Here is a 22,999-nt window from a genome sequence, read left to right as displayed (position 1 = left end):
TTATATTTTTGCTAATTTTTTATGAAAAACTCGTACGGATTTAAATATAAAAAAGTATAATACTAGCGTAAGTATGAATCCACCTAATGCAATAGTAAATGGTAATTGTAATCCGAAATTTTCTACCACGACTCCAACACTTAATGAGGCTAATAAAACACCTAAATTCTGAAAAAAATGCACCTTACTATAATCTACTGCATACGATTCTGGTGAGCTTAATTCAAATAATAAAATATCGAATTTTACGACGCCTTGAAAAATTGCCCATCCGTAAATAATTCTACCAGTTATAACTGCCATTTCAGATGGAATTCCTTGTAAAAACAAACCTATTAAACCAATACATAAAGCATTAATAATACCTTGGTATCCTTCTGCTGTTTTTCTTTTATTGTTTATCCAAAGTGTAATTAAAGCTACAAAACCTGGAATTGCATAAATAGCTCCTGATACTAGTTTGCTTTTAAAGTCTGAAAAACTTTCCCAGTACAATGAAAAGAATGGTCTAATTAAAAAATCACTGAAATAAAGGATTAAGGTGATTAACCCTAGTTTTAAAATAAATCCTTTTGGCATTATCTTTTTATCTTTCAATTCATCTTCTTCTACAACCACAATACTTGTATCGTATTTTTTGCTTTTTAATAAATAACCACTCATTGCCATTTGTACAAAATCGCCCAAAGCCATTATTAAAAAGATGCTACTCGGGTGAATATAATCTACCGTAAACCCACCTAAAACCGCACCTAAAATTCCGCCTAAGTGTACTACCACAGATAATAACCCTATTGTTTTTGGCTGTTCTTCCTTCGTAATTATTTTTAAGATATATGGATACACTAATAGATAACTTCCTTTAAAAAGCACCATAATTAGCGATATTACCCAAAAATTGACATATGATGTGGTGTAATAACAATAGAGTGCTAAAAGCCCAGCAACAGCTTGTGTGTATATTAGAATATTTAGTTCTGATATTTTTTTAGATATATATGCCCAAAACGGAAAGGCTAGCATTACCATAAAACAAATAGCTGCAAAATAATAACCAACATATTCCGGATTGGTAACTCCAAAACGTATCTCAAAAAACTGCGGATAAAATGGATGTAGTAAATAATCGCTTACCACGGCTACCAGCGTAATTACTATTAGAAAGTTTTTTAACTTCATAGTTTGTTTATTAACTCAAAACATTCATAAAAACCTCTTCTTCTTGAGATACTCCAAATTGTTGAAAAGCAATACTTTTTTCTATTGGATAATGCTCTACTCCAGTTATTTCTTTAATAATGTATGAGTTTCTATATGCTGCCATTCCTAAATCTGGTGTTACAAAACCATGCGTATGTAATTCAGCATTTTGAACAAAAACCTCTTTTTTATTCTTATCTACACTATAATTTCTTGCCACATCAAAACGACCTTTCTCATCCCATTCAATCCTATTAGAAATTCCTTCCACAAACTCTGGTAATTGATAGCTATAACCTGTAGCTAAAACCAAACCCTCCGTTTCTTGTTTAAAATATTTGTTTTGTTCTATCTGATGGAATTCAAGCTCAATTGTACTTTCTTTAAGCGTTGTATTTTTTAATTCTGAATTTGTCCTTAAAGAAACTTTTAATTCTTTTTTTGCCGTGATTCTTTTTGCATATAAAGTGTCATGAATAGCTGAAATTAAATCCGAATTAATTCCTTTATACAAATGCTTTTGGTTTTTAATTAAATCGTCTCTTTTCTCAGTAGGTAAATCATAAAAATAATCTACATATTCAGGAGATGTCATTTCTAAGGTCAACTTAGAATATTCTAGCGGAAAGAAACGCGGAGAACGTGTTATCCAGCTTAATTCATAATTTTTTGTGTCTATCTCTAATAATAAATCGTAAAAAATCTCAGCGGCACTTTGACCGCTACCTAAAACAGTTATCTTTTTTTGCTCTTGTAAATTTTCTTTAGCTTTTAAATACTGAGATGAGTGTACAGCTTTTCCTTTTAATTTTTTGCAACTTTCGGGTATATATGGTGGTGTACCTGTACCTAAAACTAATTTTTTAGCTTTATATATTTTCACTTTTTTTGTCTTCATACAAATACTTGTTACTACGTAAATACCTTCTTGCTCATCATAACTAACATGTTTAACCTCTGTATTAAAGTAAATGTTGGGTAATTTACTAATTGCCCATTGACAATATTGATTGTATTCATTTCTTAATAATAAAAAGTTTTCTCGAATGTAAAATGAATACAACAACCCTTTTTTCTTTATATAATTTAAAAAACTAAACGGACTTGTTGGGTCTGCCAAGGTTACCAAATCTGCCATAAAAGGTACTTGTAAAGTTGTATCTTCTAGTAACATACCTGGATGCCAGTTAAAACTTTCTTTTTTGTCTAAGAAAACTCCGTTTAAATTTTTGATTGGTTCTGTTAAACATGCTAAACCTAAATTAAAAGGTCCTACTCCAATAGCTATAAAATCCATTATATTATCTTGACTCATCGTTATGCTGTTTTTAATTGTGATTCGTATGCTACCCCTTCTTTTTCTATCATCTTAACAATATTTAAAAGATTCTCTACTGTATTTTTTGGATTCAATAGCGTAAATTTCAAATAGGTTACTCCGTTTAATTTTGTACTTGCTACAGAGGCTTTTCCTGATTTATACAATGTGTTTTTTATATGTAAGTTAATTTCATTGTGTACAATATCATCAAGTACATCTTTGTGTTTATATCTAAAAACTAAAGTACTTAAGGCTGGTACATGAGCTATTTCAAAAGCATTATTTAACTTTACGTTTTCATATACATTTTTTATTATAAAATGAACACTTTCTAAATAAGAAGCTATGGTTTTTGTACCTAAAGTTTTTAAAGTTAGCCATACCTTTAATGCATCAAACCTACGTGTTGTTTGCATAGATTTTTCAATTAAATCTGGTCGTTCTTCATCTTTACTTTCTAGTGGATTTAAATAATCTGCATAGTATGAAACGTATTGTAAATGTTGCTTGTCTTTTACTAAAAAAGCACTACAACTTACAGGCTGAAATAAGGTTTTATGAAAATCTACAGTAACAGAATCTGCTTTTTCAATAGCTTTAAAATAATGATTATGAGTTTCTGTTAATACAAAACACCCTCCATAAGCCCCGTCTACATGTAACCACATTCCATTTTGTTTAGCTAATGTTGTAATTTCTTCTAATGGATCAAAACTACCATAGTCTGTAGTTCCTAAGGTAGCCACAACAGCAATAGGAATATTTCCTTCTTTTTTGACTTTTTCTATTTCTAATGCCAATTCAAAGAGGTCCATTCTCATTGTATTATCAACTTTTACAGGTATAACGGCATCAAAACCTAAACCTAATAAACCTGCATTTTTTTTTATACTAAAGTGTGATTTCTCAGAACAAAAAATTCTAAATTTACTAACGTCATCAGACCAACCATTTTGTTTTATATTAATTCCTAAATTTTTATATGCATAATGATCCCTTGCTAACAATAAGCCCATAAAATTTGATTGAGTTCCGCCACTTGTAAAAACACCATCTGCACTTTCATTAAAATTATACTCACTGCAAATCCATTTTATTACTTCTTGTTCTATAAAAGTTGCTACATTGCTTTGATCCCAAGTTTCAATAGCCGTATTTATACTTGTTGCTAGTAATTCCGCAACTATAGATGGTAAAGTGATAGGACAATTTAAATGTGCTACATAATTAGGGTTATGAAAAGAAACAGCATTTTTTATATACAATTCATTCAGCTCTTCTAAGACATTATCAATACTATGAGTTTGACTAATGTGCTGTAACCTAGCTTTAATTTTATTTTTTTTTATTTCATCAATATTATCTCCCTTGTAAAATTTTCTTTGAGATAAAAACTGCTGAATATAATTTAGAGTTTTATCTATATATTCTCCGTACAACTTAGCAGATTCTTCATTAAATAAATAATTATTTGATGATAACTCTTTGAAAGAAGATGGCTTATTTAATTGCATTTATTTTTATTTAGTCTTAATAAGAAATCAAAACTAAAAGTAAATAAGTAGACTAAAAGACTAAATAAGGATAATAAAAGACGTAATTGGATATTAAATTACTAAGATATAAAGTACCTTTAAAAAGTATTAAAAATCATAGAAGATGATATTGTATTTTTTTATTTTGAATTTGATTTATTCACAGAATAACAGCGAACTAAACTCAAATAAAATTCTTTTGTATGATATTATTTATAAAAACAAAAATATAGGTAGCTTAAAGGCTACTTATTCAACAAAAGGCGACAAAACTATTTATCATACCTCTAGCACTATTGGTATAAAAATTATTAAACAGATTGATGTTAACTATACTTATGAAGTAAGTATGGAAAATAACCTTTTAAAAAAAGCTAATGTTGATATTTTGGTTAATGGAAAACAACATGCAAAAACAAATACACATTGGCAAGAGAACAAATATTTAATTACTAAAAACAATAAAGTTCAAGACCCTATTAATACAACTATTAAATACAGTACCATTTTACTTTATTTTATTGAGCCTATGAATATAACTAAATGCTATTCAGAGCAAGATGGAAGTTTTAATTCTATAACTTCTTTAGGAAATCATACGTACAAAAAGACTAATTCAAAAGGTAAGGAAAATAACTATACATATAAAAATGGAATTTTAGAAAGTGCAATTGTTGATGGTGGTATTATAGAATTTGAGATGAAACTAAGACATTAGATTACATGTTTTTTAAAAATTGTAATTTCTCTATTTCTAAAATTTCTGCTTTGCTTATATCATTAGAAGTTGGCTTATAATTTATATATTCTAATTCTTGATTTTTAATATTCCAATAGCTAACAATATAACCTGTAATAGGCGAAATCCAAACTCCTTTTTCTCTTTCTTTAAATTGTTTTTTTGTTTTTTTTGCTTCAGTAAATTGAATAAACAAAACTTGATTAAAATTTTGTTGCGCTACAAAACTCCCATAATAGTCATACAATTTATTGGTTTTAAAGTTCTCTTCAAGATACTTTTCAAACTGTTGTTCAAGATTACTTTTTAAAATTTTAAATTCTTTTGACTCTTCATTCAATTGCAAGTCTTTATAAACCCAAAAATCATTTTCTTGTTTAATATCTAAAGCTAATTGAGGTTTATTTTCTGAAACAAAACTTAATACTATTATGGCTTCATGATAATAGCCAACTTTATTAAAATCTTCCGCATTAAAAAGTTCTAAGAAGTAAGCTATTTTTTCAAAAATTTGAATTTCAGAATATTCGTTAATAAATTGAAGATGAATCAAATTATATTCCCATTTTAAGTGTACACCAAAGGGTTTAATTCTATTAGAAATTCTATCTTGAGTTTGTACAATTTCAATTTTTTCTAAATATTGATTATGAAATGATAATCCGTCAGGGTATTGAGACGCAACATCAGATTGAGTTTTTATATGATTAGCATCAAAGTGTAAAATAAGTTCAACTCTAGGATCCTCTTTTTGATAAATTCTGGCCCAAAAACTATTGGGGTTCATGGTTGCCGTATTAAAAAAACGAGTCAATTCACTAAAATCCAATTCATCATTATAATTGTTTTTTAAAAATGTATTTAAGTTTTCAGATGCTTTTCTATTAGATATCATGTATTTCGTTTTTAAACTATAAAACACAACAGCCAAAACAATTATAAAACCTATTAAAATCTCTTTAGAACCTATATCCATAAAACAAAATTACTATGTTGATTTCTATTACTTATCACGGTAACCAGTGAGTTTTTATAAAAAAATCTGATATACACCTATCAAAAACAAACAATAAAAAAAGTCACCTAAACCAGGTGACTTTTATAAAGCGAAAACTATAGTTTTTTATTATGCTTTTAAAGGTTTTCTTTTTTTCATGACCGTAAAAAACAATAAGGTTAACAAACACGTAAATATTAAACCTAACCAATTTGATAACATCGGACTTAAGTTAAATCCAATTGTTGGATCATAAAAAATGTATGAAAGAATTACTGAGGTTATAAAAAATGCAGGTACTAAAGCCATTATATAATATTTTTTATTCTCATATAAATATACAGCTCCAATCCATAAAGCAATAGATGCGGTTACTTGGTTAGACCATGAAAAATAACGCCATAACATTTGAAAATCCATATTAGTAAGTATATACGAAATGGCAAATAATGGAATTGCAACTGCAAACCTATTTCTTAACACTTTTTGATCTATTTTCAAGTAATCTGCGATTATCATTCTTGCCGCCCTAAATGATGTATCACCAGATGTTATTGGCAAAACTATAACACCAATTACAGCAATGGTACCACCAACACTACCCAATAGAATTATTGCAATTTTATTTACTACTGCTGCTGGGCCACCTTCTGCTAAAAGAGCACTCAACTCTTCTGTATTTAACAAACTCATTGATGCTGCCGCCCATATCATAGCAATAAAAGCTTCTAATATCATCATACCATAAAAGACTTTTCTTCCATCTTTTTCATTATCAATAGTACGTGATATAATTGGTGATTGCGTAGCATGAAAACCAGATAAAGCCCCACATGAAATGGTTAGAAAAATTACTGGGTAATAGGGTATGTTTTGCGGATGCAGATTTTCCAATGTCAACTCTGGTAATGGATTACCATAAATAAACATACCAATACAAATGCCAATTGCACTGATTATTAACAACATACCCAAAATAGGATATATTTTTCCTATAATTTTATCAATTGGTAATACTGTAGCAACAATATAGTAAAAGAAAATAAGCAGAATAATAATTTTTAAAATACCGGTCTCACCATCAATTAAGTGATTAATCATTTCAGCAGGTGCAGTCACAAAAACAGTACCTACTAACACTAATAATAGTAAAGTAAATAAATTTACAACATGACTAAATGATTTTCCTAAAAAATGAGAAGCCATTGCTGGCAAATGTGCTCCGCCTAATCGTATAGAAATCATACCCGTTAAATAATCGTGAACTCCACCTGCAAAAATAGACCCAAAAACAATCCATAAAAAAGCTGAAGGACCATACAAAGCACCTAATATTGGACCAAAAATTGGTCCTACTCCAGCAATATTTAATATTTGAATAAAAGAGTTTTTATTACTGTTCATGGGTACAAAATCTACACCATCTTCTAAAGTATGTGCTGGTGTTGTTTTATTAGCATCTGATTTAAAGGTTCTATCAACAAATTTCCCATAAGTGAAGTATCCTATTATTAATAGAATAAAAGCAGTAATAAAAGTAATCATAAATACTATGTTGCTGGTAAGCTATAATTTATACCAATTTAATTTTTTATAAAATTCCTTTAAGCGCTATTAAACTTAATAGATTGCCTGTATGGAATATGTTTTGGTTTAAAATTGGTCGTACGTTATAAAGAGTGTGCTAATTTACAAAAGATTCTTTTTCTAATACATAAGTATTAAATTGTTTTTCATTTTATAAAAAAACTTTATAAATTTTAAATATCCCCTAATTCAGGGATTCAAAACTAAAATTCAAAATCTAACTTGCAAAAGATTTTAATACCAATTAAAATAAGACAAAAAGGTTTTAGTTAATAAGATATGTATTCGTTTATATTATAATAAATATAGCTTATACAAATTTTAGATTTCTAAAAATACAAACAACGCGAAAAAGATTAGCATACGTATGATCCCATTTGAAAAAGCACAAGAGTATATTAATAGGCATAAAAAAGCAGCTTTAAAATTATCAGACTTCAATAACTTTTCAGAACCTTATAAAATATTCGGATTATTATTATCTGGTTTAAGTGATGAAAATCGAAACCAAGCATATATTACACCCTTTATTAATGCCTTTAAAGATGCTGAAACCATAAACCCTTGGATTAATTCAGAAGGTGCGCGTTTAGGAAAATTATTATTTGGTGATGTACAAGCACATTATTTAGCCGTATTGTGGAGCATGTTCGATACACTACCTTACCAAAGTGGCTACAATAGAAGAGCTTTTAGAGCAAAAGTAAACTCAACACATTTATACAATAAAATAAATTATTTTAGAAAACTCTTAGCATCAAACCGTGCTGGTTTTGGTGCGTTAACATTAAAAGAACAGTTTCAGTACAGCACCTATTTTGATCATAAACATAGCTATTTTTTTGGTGTAGTTTTGCAATATAAAGGTGAGTTAGTTGATGAGGTTGTTAATGATATTCTACAAGCTGAAGATGAAATTGGTGGTGTAAGTAAAGACATTATTAAAGGTTTATTACTTACTCAAAAAGAAGAGTATTGGGAGCTTGTTTCAAAATTATTAATTGCTGCGCAACGCCAAGAAGGTTTACGGCAAACAATTTTAGAATCATTAGATGAAACTAGTCATGGTGCTTTAAAGTATATAATAAACGTTATTTTAGAAAATGATTTAATGCGTTTTAGTAGTGTTGTTAGAGCCGTAGATACTTGGTTTGGTTTTGGTTGGGAGGCTCCTAAAAAAACTACTATAAAAAGAGTTTTAGAAATAAGTAAAGACTACATTTTAAAATTAGATGATATAGATACGCTTTTAAAAAGCAATGATAATTTGGAAATTTATGTAGGTTTATGGGCTATAGGTATCATTGATGTTGATGTAGCTAATAGTAAAGCACTAGAACTTGTTTATGGTACAGATAAATTAGAAAAAAAATTACTAGGATTATACTTTATAAGTCAAACAGGTAGAACCAATAGTACTATAGTTGATTATTTTAAAAAAGAGTTTGGTGAAAATGCTGCATTAGATTATTGGATGGTTGTTAACCTGCCTAATATTGATGTAGACAATAAACTTTTTAAACGTTTTCAAAATGTAGCTGAAGCATTACCGAAAGAGGGTAAAGTATTTGAAAGTAAAGTGTTCTCTTGGCATAACTTTACAGTACAACCAAATTTTTTCTACAATTTTATTATAAAAAATGCGACTGAAGATCATTTGCATTTGCTTTCAAATAGCTTAAATAAATTACCTTCTGAGATTAGAGAAAATTATATTAGAAAAGTATTTCCCGAACATTACACCTATTCTTTTGGTTACAACTATGGATACAAAAAACCAGAAAAGCTTATTCTATCTAAAAATGCTTGGCGCAGACAATTAGCACACCAAGCTATTAAAGACAGGAATGAGTCTGTAATGTCTACAGGTTTAACCGTTTTTCATCATATGACTTTATTTCAAGAAGATTTAGATGTTATGGAAGATTTATTTGGCCGTAAAAACAAAACGCTCCGATCTGGCTTAATTAAACTTTTAATTAAGCAACCAGAGGATGTATTTAAAAAAAGTACACAAAATTTAATTACGGCTAAGGCAGTAGATAAGCGTTTGGCTGCTCTTGAAATATTAACGTTAATAGAGGAAGAAGAACAATATCCGGCATTTGTAGAAGAACAAATTAACTTGTACAAAGAGCGACCAAAATTCACTAAAAATGAAAGTGTATTTTTAGATAAGTTTTCTAAAACTAAAATAGGATTTACATATAGCAATGGCTTTGGTGCAGTAGATTATTCTAATTTATCCTCATTATATACACCCCAAATTCAGTTTGATAATAGCAAAGGCTTTTTAGATAAACTGGGTATTTCTAAAGCAAAATTTAAGTTTTGCAATTTTATAGATGAGCGTAAAACAGTTGCAGCTATAAATAATTTAATAGCATTAGTTTATGAGCACAGAAATTACGAATATAAATTAGAGGCTTATGATGGTGGTACAACCACAGCTTTATTAGCCAATTCTATTCATGAAATTAAAAAATATAAAAAAGAGATGTCTGCAGAGGAGCATTTGCATAATATACCCTTAGCAGATGTTTGGATAAAATGGTACAATGAAAGCAAGCTAAACGATTTTGAAATGTACGCTGCTATAAACTACATAAATACGTATACTGCTCCTTATGGTAGTTACGAGAAACTTGAAGATTTTGTTAAGCAATACATTCCTAATTTAGAAGGAATAAAGCTAGATCTATCAGACCGTAGCTATTACAGCACAAATACTAGGTATACTAAAATACTAAAGCGATTGTTTAGGGCTTATGCAGATAGGCCCGCAATTTTAAGCTTTAAATTAAGTGTATGGGAAGATGCTATTGCAAACTTTCCTGAGAAATTAAAAAAAGATAAATTCACCTATGGTACAGGCTATAGGTACAACAATTATAATTGGGTTGATGTTATTAATGGTTTGGTTGTTGTTATTGATGAGCAAGAACTTATAAAGTTTGGAGACCTGGATCAACTAAAAAAATATTGGGATATAAAAATGTATATCTTAGCTCAATATATAGGCTTTCCTGAACCAATTACAGATATAAATGCTATTACTGAAAAAAGAAATACCAATAGAGGTCTACAATTACCTTTTTTAGATATTTCATTAATTCTCTATCAAAAAAACTTAATTACTAAAGATGATTTACTTTTTCAGGCGCTAAACTCGAACGAACTAATGTCAATTTTAGATGGCACTCAAAACTACAGAATACGTAATGGTAATTTAGATGTAGCATTGGTTCCTTACAGAGTCTTAAATTCTTTAAAAACTAACATACTTTCTACAGAGTTAGAACGTGGAGATTTAGCAACAGACGCTACGAGTTATATTTCTAGTCTTTCAAAAATAGAGGGAGTAGACTATCTTTTTAAGGTGTTGCAACGTATGGGTAAAGATACTTTTGAACGTGGCTATAGTTACTACGGTGACACTAAAAAATCTACTTTTAGTTCTATTCTAAAAAAGAGTGCATTAAAAGAAACAGAAAGTTATGCAGATTTTGTAGCAATTGCAGATGAAACTAAAATTGCTAAAAAAAGATTAATAGAGCTTGCTTGCTATGCAACACAATGGGCAGGTTTTGTTGGTGAATACCTTGGTTTAGAAAAATTAGAAGATGCTGTATGGTGGTTTCAAGCACATGCATCAGATTATATGAGTAGTGAGAAAGAAACCATAATATCTAGGTATTCAAACATTCCAAAGTCTGACTTTGCAATTGGTGCGATTGATATAGACTGGTTTAATAAAGTGTATAAAAATATTGGTAAAGCTAATTGGAAAATTTTACATGAAGCGGCAAAATATATTACAGATGGTAATGGTCACAGACAAGTAAAATTATATTCAAGTGTGATGTTAGGTGAAGTAAAAATCACTGAAACATTAAAAAAGATTACAGAAAAAAGAGATAAAGATTATGTTAGAGCTTTAGGGCTGATTCCTTTAAGTAAAACAATACCTCAAAAAGATTTATTAAAACGATATAACCTATTGCAAAAGTTTTTAAAAGAAAGCAAGCAATTTGGTGCGCAACGTCAAGAGAGTGAAAAAAATGCAGTAGAGATTGCGTTAGACAACCTGTCTAGAAACGCAGGTTTTCAAGATCGCGTTCGTTTTAGTTGGGCAATGGAAAGTAAGGCAACATTAGCCATTATGGAAAATGCAGTTTTAAAGTTTGATGATGCCGTTATTGAGTTAGTAATTACAGATCAAGGTAAAACCGATATTTTAGTTACTAAAGGTGATAAAAAACAAAAATCTATTCCTGCAAAATACAAAAAAGACAAGCAGGTAATGGCTTTAAAAGAAGGCAAGTCTTATTTAACAAAGCAATATAGTAGAACTCGTTTATCACTAGAAAATGCAATGGTTAACGAAGATGAATTTACTGCAATAGAAATTCACAAAATAATGCAACATCCAATTGTAAAAGCAATGCTTAGCAAATTGGTGTTATTCGCACCTGAAAAACAAATTTCTGGTTTTTATACTGATGGAATTTTAACTGATACAGAAGGCAAAAAGCATAGCTTAGAAGAAAACGATATTTTAGTTATTGCTCACTCTTCACATTTATACAAAGCTGTTCAATGGGATTTGTATCAGAAATATTTATTTGCAGAGCGTTTAGTTCAACCTTTTAAACAAGTATTTAGAGAGCTTTATTTGGTTACTAAAGATGAAGAAGAATTGGGTTCTAAATCTGAACGTTATCAAGGTCATCAAATTCAACCTCAAAAAACAGTAGCATTATTACGAGGTCGCGGTTGGACAGTTAGCCATGAAGACGGACTTCAAAAAGTATATCATAAAAAAGGGTTAATGGCCACTATGTATGCAATGGCAGATTGGTTTTCTCCTGCCGATATAGAAGCTCCTACTTTAGAGCATGTTGTTTTTTATTCTTTAGAAAATTACAAACCAATACCTCTTAAAAATGTACCGTCGGTAGTTTTTAGTGAAATTATGAGAGATTTAGATCTTGTTGTTAGTGTTGCACATGTAGGCGGTGTTGACCCAGAAGCAAGTCATAGTACCATGCAAATGAGGGCTGCTTTAGCAACAGAATCTGCTCAATTATTTAAACTCAAGAACATTACTGTTAAAGAACGTCATATAATAATAAAAGGTACTTTAGGAGAATACCGTATTCATTTAGGTAGTGCTCAGGTTAGTAAAAATGGTCTCTCATTAGCAATACTACCCGTTCACAGTCAACATAGAGGGCGCATGTTTTTACCTTTTGTAGATGATGACCCTAAATCAGCCGAAATAATTTCAAAAATGAAACTACTCTCTGAAGATAATAAAATTCAAGATCCAACCATTTTAGCTCAAATAAACAGTTAAAATTAGTTATAAAATACGGGTGTTCCCCACTTAGGTGGGGCGGGCTTTTGTTTCAAGTCCTCGTGCCATTTGCACTGTGGGCTTTACACGACAATCCCTAACGCATAAAAGAAAAAAACTATGCCAGAACTAACATTGCAATTAAAGAGACTAGGTAAAAAAAAAATAAAACAAATACCATTAACCTTAGCTACAATACCAAAAACCTTAGAGGAACTTTTAGTGGCTTGCGTAAAAAACCAAGTAGAAGCATTTAATAAAAAGAGAGAAGAAGTAAATATCGTAGGTTTTTTAAGTCCTACAGAAATACAAGAACAAGCTGAAGATGGCAAGGTAGATTTTGGTGACCTCGCTAATAAAGATTTAGCAGTTGAGCAAGAAGCTATTGATAATGTTTTAATAGCTTTTAAAGATGGATTATTTGTTGTTTTTATTGATAGTGATGAGGTTACAACCTTAGAATCTCCTATAAATTTAACTAAAGAAAGTACTATTGCCTTTATTAGAATGACTTTTTTAGTCGGTTCATATTGGTAGTAGTTGTTCAAATATAAAACAGATAGCTACACTTATAAAAAAGACTAAATAAACCTTATTGATATTCTATAACTTTAATAAAAAATCTGTTATAATTAAATAAAGTAACATGAGTAATACCATTTCAGGAAACGAAAAAACAAAAGAAGAAATTGAAAAAATTGCAACACAAAAAAGAAGTGGCAATCATAAAATATACCCTATTTTAAAACCAGGAAACTGGGGTGGATTAAGAGCTGGTGCAGTTAGTTCTACCTTAATTGGCGATAATGAAAACCCTCAAGTTGTTGTAGGCTATGGTTATGATACACCTGAAAATTTTGTTTTCTTAACCAATCAAGATTTAAAAACAATGGATGGTAATCAAATTATAGCTGATTCATTTAAAAACCTTGAAGAATTTGTTACTGATTTTGAATATTCTGAAGCTTTTGAGAACAAACTATTAACTTCAAGCGGTCGTGATTTTTCTAGTGAGAGAATACTCTCTGTAAATCACATGCTAAAGGCTCACAAAATGTTAGAATCTGAAGAGTTACTTGTAACAATTCCGAGAAGAACTTGTATGATGGTAATTTCTAGAGATGCAGAAAATAAATTATTAAATGCATTTGTTAATTTTCATCAACAAGCTTGGGAAGACGATAGTTATGGGAATGCTCCAATTGCTAATATGTTGTATGTAGTTAAAGAAGGTAATATTGTTGGTACCATACCTTTAAATAAATAATTTCATATTATTAAAAAAGAGCATCATTTAAAACGATGCTCTTTTTTAATATAACCACTTATACTTTTTATTTTGAAACAATAATAAAATCAGATCTTCTGTTCATTAAATGTTTTTGTTCTGTACAACGAACACCATTACTACATTCATTTTTTAATTGGTATTCACCATAACCATTTGCACTTTCTATTCTGTCTGGAGCAATACCTTTTGATATTAAATATGCTCTGGTAGACTTTGCTCTGTTATCTGATAGTTTTAAGTTATATATATCTTTACCTCGAGAATCTGTATGTGATTCTATTTTAATTTTTATTTCAGGAAATTCATTTAGTACAAACAATACTTTTTCTAACTCAATTTCTGCTCTGGTTGTTATATCAAATTTATCATAATCAAAGTAAATAGGTTCTACTTTAATTTTTTCTACACCATCATCTTTTACGACTAAACTTTCAAAAGGAGTTAAATACACTTTATTATTTTCAGAAGGAGCTTTCGGGTTTTCGTCTGTAAAAACTTCTACTGATTTTTTTGAATATTTTTTCTTAGAAAACACTAATTTATTGGTTGTATTACATGGGAGTATAAAGTTATAATACCCCAACATATCCGTTTTAGTAGCCAAAACTAAGCCTTCTTCAGAGTCGTATATTTCAACTGTAGCTTCTCGCAAAGGCTCCCCTGTTTTTTTATCAAACACATTACCTGAGTATTCTAAACAATCTGTAGGTTTAATTCCCTCATAATAGTAGATATCATCATCACCAACACCACCAGCTCTATTTGAAGCGACATACCCATTGTTTGAAGCTACTTCTCTAATATATGAGAAATCATCCATGTTACTATTTATGGGTTCTCCCCTATTTAACGGCAATGAATATTCTGTTTCAGACATAATTACCGAAGCAAAAACATCTAATCCGCCTAAACCATAATGTCCATCAGAAGAAAAATATAATACATCATTTACTACATAAGGAAACATTTCACGACCCCGTGTATTTATTATTGGCCCCAAATTAACAGGCTCTTTTCCCGCATCACCAGAAGAGTTTAATTCTACCATATAGATGTCTGAATCACCATAACCGCCGGGCATGTTAGATGTAAAATACATGTAATTACCATCAGCTGTTATTGCTGGGTGACCACATGAGTAATCATTGCTATTAAAACTTAATGAAGTTACATTAGTCAATTCATTATCAACTATAGTACCTTTTAAAATTTGCATGTTTGAAAGCCCATCAGAATTTGCTGTAAGTTTATTTTTTTTTATAAAATTACGTGTAAAATAAACTGTTTTTGCGTCCCAAGTCATAGCTATTGTAGCGTCATGAAAATCTGATTCTAAATTTTCCAAAAACTTTTCTGGTTCATATTCATCTTGATGTGGATTTGTAATATATAAATCAAGATAAGGTTGTTTATTCCAAGGGTATAATTTGTTTGATTTTATGGTATCTCTTGCTGAGGCAAAAACTAAACCATTGGTATACAAGTACGGAGCAAAATCAGACTTCTTACTATTAAAAGACAAATTCTTAATAGTATACTTAGGCTCTTCTTTTGATATACTATCTAAATAAACCTTTTGAGCCAAAATCATTTTTAGCTTTTGCGGTTTTGTATAATACTCATTAAGTAACCTATCAGCCTCTTCAATATCTAAATCTGCTTTTAAACATTGTACTAATTTAATAAGGTTACCTTCTTCTATTTTTTCACCTTGAATTGTGTACAATTTGCTATACCACTTTTTAGCATTATGATAATCATTTATGTTAAAATAACTATGTGCCAAATGCTCTATAATGTGCAAAGATGGTTTCTTTTTATCCGATGCTAAACTTTCATACAATTTTATAGCTTCACTAAACTTAAAGTCTTTAAAATTAGCATCTGCTCTCTCTTCTTTACTTTGAGACATCCCAATAGTTGAAGAAAAAATAAGTACTATTAAATATATATTTTTCATGCTATTGTTTTTTAAAAGAATCTTGGAGACAGCGCTCTTTTGTATTTATCAAAAATGTTATATCTTAAAATAATTTCATGAGAACCATTATTGTAATCATTTAATTCTGTAACCGTATAATCGTAGGCATAACCTATAAAAAATTGTTCTGTTATACTAAAACCAGCCAAAGCACTAATTGCGTCATCATACCTATAAGCAACACCTAAACTTAATTTTTCTTTTATTAAAAAATTTCCTGAAACATCAACAGTCAATGGTGCTCCAGCAACTTCTTTAGCTAATACTGTTGGTTTAAACTTTAAATTTTCTGATAATTCAAAAACATAACCTCCCATTAAATAATATTGTGTTTTTCTATTGGTAACCATCTCATCATCACTATAAATTTGAGAATTTAATAGGTTTTGAGAAGATAAACCTACATACCAATTTGTGTTATAGAAAAAAGCGCCTAAACCAAAAACTGGACGTGTAGAGTTTAAGTTTTCTTGAAATAAAGGATCTAAACCATTTGAGTAAATACCTTTTGAATAATCTACATTCAAAATATTCACACCTGCATTAAGTCCTAATGAAAGTTTTGAATAATAACCGGTACGTATTTCATACGCAAAATTACCATTAATTTCTACGGCATTTGATGCTCCTAAATTATCGTTAGTTACACTTAAACCAAGCCCTACTCTTTCTTTTAATTTACCGTGTATTGAAAAAGATTGGTTTTCAGGAGCCCCATCAATACCCACCCATTGTGACCTGTGTAATAATAATGCTTCTATTTTAGAACTTGTTCCTGTATAACCAGAATTTAAGACCATAGTATTATACATGTATTGAGTATACTGTGGCGGTTGCTGACCATATGTCATATAACCTGATAATACTACAAAGAGTAACAGAAAGTTTATATTTATTTTAAATATTTTCATGAGGGTTTGGATTTGGGTTTGGGTTTGGACTAAATTGATTTGAAATTGCTTGGTTAGTTATCTAACTAATTGTAACCACCCCATTAAATCTCTGTCTAATTCTGGAATATTTATTACATAGTAATATGTTCCTGAAGGTAACTCATCACCTGAGCTTAAAACTCCAGACACATTTGCAATTCCATTCCAATTGTTTTGGTAATTACTAGTTTGAAAAACAAGATTTCCATTTCTATTATAAACCTTAAGAACAGATGAAGAATATGTTAATATTCCTTCTACTTCAAAGAAATCATTAAAGCCATCATTATTAGGTGTAAACTCATTATACACTAATAAGCCAAATTCTTCACCCAATACTTCACCACAACTAGTAGTGGCAATATCTTGTGTAATTGAAGAACCACAACTCAAGGTATTATCATAACTTACACCAACCGAAGAATTCTCTAACTCACTCCATGTAATAATTATTGAATTATCGGCAGTAGTTCCACCATCAATAATTATTCCTCCTTCAACTGTCCAAATATAGTTTTCGCGATCTTCTTCAGTTGTGTAAGTATACTCTCTTCCTATGCAAGCTTCTTCAATAGTTCCTGAAATGGTAGCAGATTCACCATCAACCACAGTTACTGTAATTGCTAACCTTTCTGTACTTTCACATTCTCCTTCTACATTTGCAACATAGTAAGTCCTATTTTCTAATTCACTTGATGGATCTAATATTGAACCACCTGTTTCACTATCATAAAAAACAATATCAGATTCATTCACTTGTATATCTCCAATTGTAGATAAACTAGTTGCACAAAATTCTTGAACTATGCTATCGGTTGTAGGTGCATCAACTAAAATAATATTAACTGTAACGGCTACTCTTGCCAATATTGATGTTGGAATATTCTCTATTCCTGCAAAATACACATCACCATCAACTAAAGGTGTATCTAAGTCAACAGCAATACCTGAAAGTAAATCATCAAAAAGAGAAAGGTCTGCATCAATCACTATATCTGCTAAAGTTGGAGTATCAGAGGCACAGAATACTTGCAACACATCATCTACAATTAACTCTGGTAAATCAATATTAATATTTCCTGAATTAGAGCAAAAAGCACCCGAAACATAAACATCAAGTGTAGTATCCATATCTGAAGCTAAATCAATACCATCAATAGCAATATCAAATTCTAAATTAGTGTCTAAAGCTCCTGTATAAATTACATCATTAATTAAAACATTTACGATATCTCCTGGGTTTACATCTCCCGAAACAGACCCAGAAACATTTGTATCATTATCTCCATTAAAAAAATTAATCAGTTCATCAAGTACAATTATATCTGTACCTGCATCTAAACTAATAATTGAAGTCATAGAGGAATCTACAACTGTTACAGTAACCTCTTTTAAATCACCTGCTTCGTTTTCACAACCAGCAGTACTTTCTGTTATACTTGTATAATATGTATATGGACTATTTAACTCATTTAACCCAGTAATAGTTAATGTTCCTGTATCATTATCAATAGTATATGTTACATCACCAGAAACCAATCCGTCAGTAATTTCCATAAGTTTATCTTGATCAAAATACCACGAAAACTCACCCTCTGTTTCACTAGAAGGAGATAAAACAACATCATTTGAAGAGCAAAGGTCAAATTCATTACCTGTAACCGTAATATCATCCGCAGTTGGTGTCTTTACAACAGTAACTTCTACTGCTACTCTTGAAGATTCTAAAGTACAACCAGTGCTAGCACTTGCTACGTAATAAGTTTGAGTAGCAGTTAAAATTGGTGTTGTAAAGGTGTCGCCTGAATTAACTGTTGCTAATAAATTTCCGCCTGTTTCTGCGTCATACCATCGTAACTCAGAGGTACTGTCTTTTGTATACGCAATTAAATCAGCTGTATTATTAATACATATAGCAACATTTTCTGTTGAAGCATCTAAAACAGGAGCTTCTGGAGCCGTATAAATATCATAAATATTTATACTTTGAATTAAAGACACATTCAGTAATGAGGATAAGCTTATAGTAACTTTATCAACACTACCTTGCGGATTTATAGCTATCGTTGTTGCATCTCCAGTTTCTAAAAGACCTAAGAGATCTAAATCAATTAAAGTTGATAAGTCTCCTGAATATAATTGATCAGTACCATTATAAGTTTCGACATTTATATTACTTAATAAGCCTAGATCTAATAAAGATGGATCTATTCCTAAGGTTAAATAAACTTGATCAGTTGCATTTGACACGTTATCAAAATAGAAGGTTTGCTCAATATCACCCAAAACTGAAATTATACCTAAACTTAAGTTTGATGCCGTAGTAATATCATCATCAATTGCATATTCCGGATTTGTAACTCCAGCACCACCAATACCTAATAAATCTAGATTTAAACCATTACCGTCATACGAGGTGAATGAAGGTGTTCCACAATTTAGGGTCCCATTTCCATAATAACTGCCATAAACATATAAATCTTTACTATTGTTTAGTCCAACTAATGAACCTAAACTATTGCTAAGGCGAATATTGTCATAAGCAACAGAAGGTGTAATTGCTAAAAAGTAATCTCCAAATTCATTAATAACTGTTCTTAAATTATTGGTTGAAAAATTGTTAGAATCATTTGAATTGCCTTGAAGTACTGTTATATCTCCATTTTTTGCTTCTACTATAAATTCTTGATTTCCTAAAAGAACAACTCCACCTATATTTGCTAATAAATTACCTAAGTTACCACCTAATAAATACTGAAGTAATTCATCATCAGAATTTAATTTTATATAGCTAGTTGTATTTTCTTGAACGATACTTGGATATTGAAGTTCTAAATGACCTGAATATGCTCCCAAACCAAGGGCTAAACCAGAATTTGCTTTGACAATTGCGTTTGTAATTAAATCTTCATCAACACTATTATTTGAATTTTCTACATTACTTTCACTAGACACAATATTAGCAAAAGTTCTACTCTGTGAAAAAACATTTGTATTTGTTATAATTAAAGAAATAACAAAGACAAAAATGGTCTTATTATTTAAAAGTGAATTAATCATAGGTTAAAAATTTGGTTAATTTGTAGGATTTGGATTACAATTATAACAATATTTTCTTATATTTCTATGAAATGCGTATAATATTCGATGAAATACACTTATCTGTAGACGAATAAAATGACAAGAAGTGAGAAGTGAGAAGTGAGAAGTGAGAAGTGAGAAGTGAGAAGTGAGAAGTGAGAAGTGAGAAGTTTAAGCTACAAAAATACTTACTGAACTATTTGAAAAATAATTGAGTAAAATATAAAACTCCATCAGCATCTTCTTCAACACTTATTCCTGCAAAGTCAAAGTCACCTTCCATTACAGCTCTATGAGTATCACTATTAATCCATGCATTTACAATTCCACTTGCTGTTACATAATTTCTACCTACGTTTTCAGAAACAAAATCCGCACTAACTTCAACTGCTAAATCTGAAGATCTTTTATTAAAATTATCATGACTTATAGCATCTTCTGAAATCATATATTCATTATGATCAAATGCATAATTATATGCAACAGCACTAAATTCAACTTCAGTTAAACCTTGAGAAACTCTATACTCATTTACTAAAGTAAATACTTCTTCTTCAATATTTGATACACTAGCAGAAACTGTAACATTTTCATAAAGTTCAACTTCTTCTTCTAAAGATGTTGAAGAACATGAAGTTAATGACACTAATAAAGAAAGAAAAGCAAGTGATAAAATTTTAACTCGTAACATAATTATAAATATTTCTGTAGGTTAATTTCATGGCAAAGGAACAACCAACGAGAGTTTTTGTAAGAATAAAATACACGTACTACCACATTTACTCGTCAAAGTGTAAAAAACTGTATATCAATCTATTACAATTCTAAAACCATGTAATTCAACCTCATAAAAAGGTATTTAAACGCACTAATTACGGTTAACCCAAAGCAATTAACCATTCATCGCTGAATGTAAAAAAACAGGAATCGGTGAATGGTTTTTAACGAAAGGTGAATGAACAAAAAAAGTGAAAAACTATTTTTTACAACTTTCTGTCAGAAATGAAATTTTTAGTGAATATTTCTTTTAAGAAAAATATTACGTTACAAATTTTTATTAGAAGCTGACAAATATCATATTCTAATACATGTATTATTTAAAAATTTGCGAATACTAGTGTTTCTATAAAATAGCTACGCAGTTTAATTAAAATAATATTATGACAAAGATTCATTCATTTCATATTCCTGTTATGGGAATAGGCTTTACAATTGATTCTCCATTAAAAGTTGCTCATTTTGGTATTGATTCTGTAATCTCATTAGTAGATGATATTCTACTTGAAAAATTAAGAAAAATGTACTGCCAAAAATTTGAGCAGTCCTATGACGAAATATCTGAAAAAATTGATGATTTTAGAGCCAAAAGAATTACAAGCTATTTAGATCTTATTCATAATCTTGCACATAAGAATATTGAAAAACTCAAAAATACTACGGCAACTTCTGAAATAGTAAAATATTTCTCAATGTTACCAGATTCTTTGAGTGTAAAAAGAGAGTTTAATAAACTTATAAATGATGGTTTAGGTTTTGAAGACATTAAAGATTGGCTAAAAGAAAATATTCATTTAGGTAGTATTGATGTGAATATTATGACCAAAGTAGATAAGGAAAACTATGCTAATAAAGAAAAACTACCATCTACTTATAATGATGCACATGCTGCATTAAGAGGTTTTGCTAATAGTAAATTGAGTTCTTCTGTTATTCTATCCGCAGGTATGAATCCAAGACTATACAGTTATATGGAGAATTTTAAAGATTTCTACCCTGATGAGTATGGTTACATTAAAAAGAAGATAGTTTTAAAGGTTAGTGATTATCGTTCTGCATTAATACAGGGTAAATTTTTAGCTAAAAAAGGATTGTGGGTTTCTGAATACCGAATAGAATCTGGTTTAAATTGTGGTGGACATGCATTTGCTACAGATGGTTATTTAATGGGGCCTATTTTAGAACAGTTTAAAACAGAGAAAGAGAACCTAATACAAACTACTCATCAAGTATTTATCAAAGCTTTAGAACAAAAAAAAATCGCACTACCTAAAACTACGTTACCTATTAAAATTACAGCACAAGGTGGTGTTGGTACAGCTGAAGAACACAATTTTTTATTAGATTATTACAAAGTTGATAGTGTTGGCTGGGGAACACCTTTTCTATTGGTTCCTGAAGCAACTACTGTTGATAATAAAACATTGGATAGTCTAATAAAGGCTAAAGAAGAAGATTTATACTTAAGTAATATTTCGCCTTTGGGCATACCGTTTCATAATTTAAAAGGTAATACTAAAGATGATGAAAAATTTAAGAATATTGCCAAAGGAAGACCTGGTAGTGCTTGCCCTAAAAAGTTTGTAGCGCTAAATAAAGAGTTTAAAACATCAGGCGTATGTACAGCATCAAGAGAATATCAGCACTTAAAAATTAAAGAACTTGAAGCTTTAAATTTAAGCAAAGAAAAACATGCTTATCATTTAAATAAAATAATTGAAAAATCATGTACTTGTGTTGGTCTAGGTACATCGGCATTAATTGCCTATGGTTTAGATACTAAAACTGAGGGTTCTGGTGTTTCCGTTTGTCCTGGTCCTAATATGGCATACTACGACAAAAGTTTAGATTTAGCCACAATGATTAATCACATATATGGTAAAACCAATGTTATTTCAAGAACTGACAGACCTAATATGTTTATTAAAGAATTGAATATTTATATTGAGTACTTATACAATTATTGCAAAGACTTAGAAGTTACCACATCAAAAAAACAAGAGAAATACGCACTCACTTTTGCACATAATTTAAGAGAAGGTATTGGGTATTATCAAAACCTATTTAATGATAATACTTTTATTAAAAAACAATTAAGTGATGCTTTAATTTTATTAAAAGAGATAGAATTGAATATCAACACATTTGAGTTAAACACTGCTTCATGATTATAAATGAACAATAAAAAAGACCCCATTT

14 protein-coding genes are annotated in these 22,999 nt (G+C 29.8%); 5 read left to right on the top strand and 9 right to left on the bottom strand.

From position 1 onward, the window contains the following. The 3 genes from KO500_RS10050 to KO500_RS10040 are packed head-to-tail and all read right to left on the bottom strand — an operon-like array spanning window position 1 to window position 4,035. A complete protein-coding gene (locus tag KO500_RS10050; protein WP_252732476.1) occupies window positions 1-1,179 on the bottom strand; it encodes an MFS transporter in 1,179 nt (392 codons plus the stop codon). A 10-nt stretch (window positions 1,180-1,189) separates the two neighbouring features. Further along, window positions 1,190-2,515, bottom strand: coding sequence for a lysine N(6)-hydroxylase/L-ornithine N(5)-oxygenase family protein (locus tag KO500_RS10045; protein WP_215956410.1), 1,326 nt, complete (start codon window positions 2,513-2,515; stop codon window positions 1,190-1,192). 2 nt (window positions 2,516-2,517) lie between these two features. Next, window positions 2,518-4,035, bottom strand: a complete 1,518-nt coding sequence (locus tag KO500_RS10040) for a pyridoxal phosphate-dependent decarboxylase family protein (RefSeq protein ID WP_215956409.1) — start codon at window positions 4,033-4,035, stop codon at window positions 2,518-2,520. 145 nt (window positions 4,036-4,180) lie between these two features. Between KO500_RS10040 and KO500_RS10035 the strand changes: the two genes are divergently transcribed. Then, window positions 4,181-4,774, top strand: a complete 594-nt coding sequence (locus tag KO500_RS10035; RefSeq protein WP_215956408.1) for a DUF6134 family protein — start codon at window positions 4,181-4,183, stop codon at window positions 4,772-4,774. Window position 4,775: 1 nt separating this feature from the next. On the opposite strand, the gene KO500_RS10030 is transcribed toward KO500_RS10035, so the two are convergent. Both KO500_RS10030 and KO500_RS10025 read right to left on the bottom strand, forming a co-directional pair. Continuing rightward, window positions 4,776-5,690 (bottom strand): hypothetical protein, encoded by a 915-nt coding sequence (locus KO500_RS10030; protein ID WP_215956407.1) that lies wholly within the window; start codon window positions 5,688-5,690, stop codon window positions 4,776-4,778. A gap of 231 nt (window positions 5,691-5,921) precedes the next feature. Next, a complete protein-coding gene (locus KO500_RS10025) occupies window positions 5,922-7,337 on the bottom strand; it encodes a carbon starvation CstA family protein (RefSeq protein WP_215956406.1) in 1,416 nt (471 codons plus the stop codon). Between the two features lie 409 nt (window positions 7,338-7,746). Between KO500_RS10025 and KO500_RS10020 the strand changes: the two genes are divergently transcribed. The 3 genes from KO500_RS10020 (at window position 7,747) to KO500_RS10010 (ending at window position 14,005) form a co-directional block, all read left to right on the top strand. Then, the gene (locus KO500_RS10020) at window positions 7,747-12,738 is read left to right on the top strand and encodes a DUF4132 domain-containing protein (protein ID WP_215956405.1); all 4,992 of its coding nucleotides are present in this window, start codon (window positions 7,747-7,749) and stop codon (window positions 12,736-12,738) included. A 120-nt stretch (window positions 12,739-12,858) separates the two neighbouring features. Further along, the gene (locus KO500_RS10015) at window positions 12,859-13,275 is read left to right on the top strand and encodes a hypothetical protein (RefSeq protein ID WP_215956404.1); all 417 of its coding nucleotides are present in this window, start codon (window positions 12,859-12,861) and stop codon (window positions 13,273-13,275) included. Between the two features lie 109 nt (window positions 13,276-13,384). Further along, complete coding sequence (locus tag KO500_RS10010; RefSeq protein WP_215956403.1) at window positions 13,385-14,005, top strand: hypothetical protein; 621 nt, start codon at window positions 13,385-13,387, stop codon at window positions 14,003-14,005. Window positions 14,006-14,072: 67 nt separating this feature from the next. Here the strand turns inward: KO500_RS10010 and KO500_RS10005 are convergent, their stop codons facing one another. The 4 genes from KO500_RS10005 to KO500_RS09990 form a co-directional block, all read right to left on the bottom strand. Then, window positions 14,073-15,989, bottom strand: a complete 1,917-nt coding sequence (locus KO500_RS10005) for an OmpA family protein (RefSeq protein WP_215956402.1) — start codon at window positions 15,987-15,989, stop codon at window positions 14,073-14,075. 11 nt (window positions 15,990-16,000) lie between these two features. Beyond that, a complete protein-coding gene (locus tag KO500_RS10000; protein WP_215956401.1) occupies window positions 16,001-16,921 on the bottom strand; it encodes a PorP/SprF family type IX secretion system membrane protein in 921 nt (306 codons plus the stop codon). Window positions 16,922-16,978: 57 nt separating this feature from the next. Further along, window positions 16,979-20,002, bottom strand: coding sequence for a gliding motility-associated C-terminal domain-containing protein (locus KO500_RS09995; protein ID WP_215956400.1), 3,024 nt, complete (start codon window positions 20,000-20,002; stop codon window positions 16,979-16,981). A 217-nt stretch (window positions 20,003-20,219) separates the two neighbouring features. Next, window positions 20,220-20,714: a CAP domain-containing protein gene (locus KO500_RS09990; RefSeq protein ID WP_215956399.1), complete on the bottom strand. Its 495-nt coding sequence runs from the start codon at window positions 20,712-20,714 to the stop codon at window positions 20,220-20,222. Between the two features lie 469 nt (window positions 20,715-21,183). Between KO500_RS09990 and KO500_RS09985 the strand changes: the two genes are divergently transcribed. Further along, window positions 21,184-22,968: a hypothetical protein gene (locus KO500_RS09985; RefSeq protein ID WP_215956398.1), complete on the top strand. Its 1,785-nt coding sequence runs from the start codon at window positions 21,184-21,186 to the stop codon at window positions 22,966-22,968. The last annotated feature ends 31 nt before the right edge of the window (window positions 22,969-22,999 follow it).

The sequence above is a fragment of the Cellulophaga baltica genome (genome assembly GCF_018861125.1).
In the GTDB taxonomy this organism is placed as follows: Bacteria; Bacteroidota; Bacteroidia; order Flavobacteriales; family Flavobacteriaceae; genus Cellulophaga; species Cellulophaga baltica_A.
This window is presented reverse-complemented; position numbering and strand designations above follow the sequence as displayed.

Excerpts from the sequence above, each read along its gene's own strand:
- KO500_RS10005 (WP_215956402.1), bottom strand. The coding sequence starts at position 15,989 with ATGAAAAATATATATTTAATAGTACTTATTTTTTCTTCAACTATTGGG.
- KO500_RS09985 (WP_215956398.1), top strand. The coding sequence starts at position 21,184 with ATGACAAAGATTCATTCATTTCATATTCCTGTTATGGGAATAGGCTTT.
- KO500_RS10015 (WP_215956404.1), top strand. The coding sequence starts at position 12,859 with ATGCCAGAACTAACATTGCAATTAAAGAGACTAGGTAAAAAAAAAATA.
- KO500_RS10045 (WP_215956410.1), bottom strand. The coding sequence starts at position 2,515 with ATGAGTCAAGATAATATAATGGATTTTATAGCTATTGGAGTAGGACCT.
- KO500_RS10030 (WP_215956407.1), bottom strand. The coding sequence starts at position 5,690 with ATGATATCTAATAGAAAAGCATCTGAAAACTTAAATACATTTTTAAAA.
- KO500_RS10035 (WP_215956408.1), top strand. The coding sequence starts at position 4,181 with ATGATATTGTATTTTTTTATTTTGAATTTGATTTATTCACAGAATAAC.
- KO500_RS09995 (WP_215956400.1), bottom strand. The coding sequence starts at position 20,002 with ATGATTAATTCACTTTTAAATAATAAGACCATTTTTGTCTTTGTTATT.
- KO500_RS09990 (WP_215956399.1), bottom strand. The coding sequence starts at position 20,714 with ATGTTACGAGTTAAAATTTTATCACTTGCTTTTCTTTCTTTATTAGTG.
- KO500_RS10020 (WP_215956405.1), top strand. The coding sequence starts at position 7,747 with ATGATCCCATTTGAAAAAGCACAAGAGTATATTAATAGGCATAAAAAA.
- KO500_RS10025 (WP_215956406.1), bottom strand. The coding sequence starts at position 7,337 with ATGATTACTTTTATTACTGCTTTTATTCTATTAATAATAGGATACTTC.
- KO500_RS10040 (WP_215956409.1), bottom strand. The coding sequence starts at position 4,035 with ATGCAATTAAATAAGCCATCTTCTTTCAAAGAGTTATCATCAAATAAT.
- KO500_RS10000 (WP_215956401.1), bottom strand. The coding sequence starts at position 16,921 with ATGAAAATATTTAAAATAAATATAAACTTTCTGTTACTCTTTGTAGTA.
- KO500_RS10010 (WP_215956403.1), top strand. The coding sequence starts at position 13,385 with ATGAGTAATACCATTTCAGGAAACGAAAAAACAAAAGAAGAAATTGAA.
- KO500_RS10050 (WP_252732476.1), bottom strand. The coding sequence starts at position 1,179 with ATGAAGTTAAAAAACTTTCTAATAGTAATTACGCTGGTAGCCGTGGTA.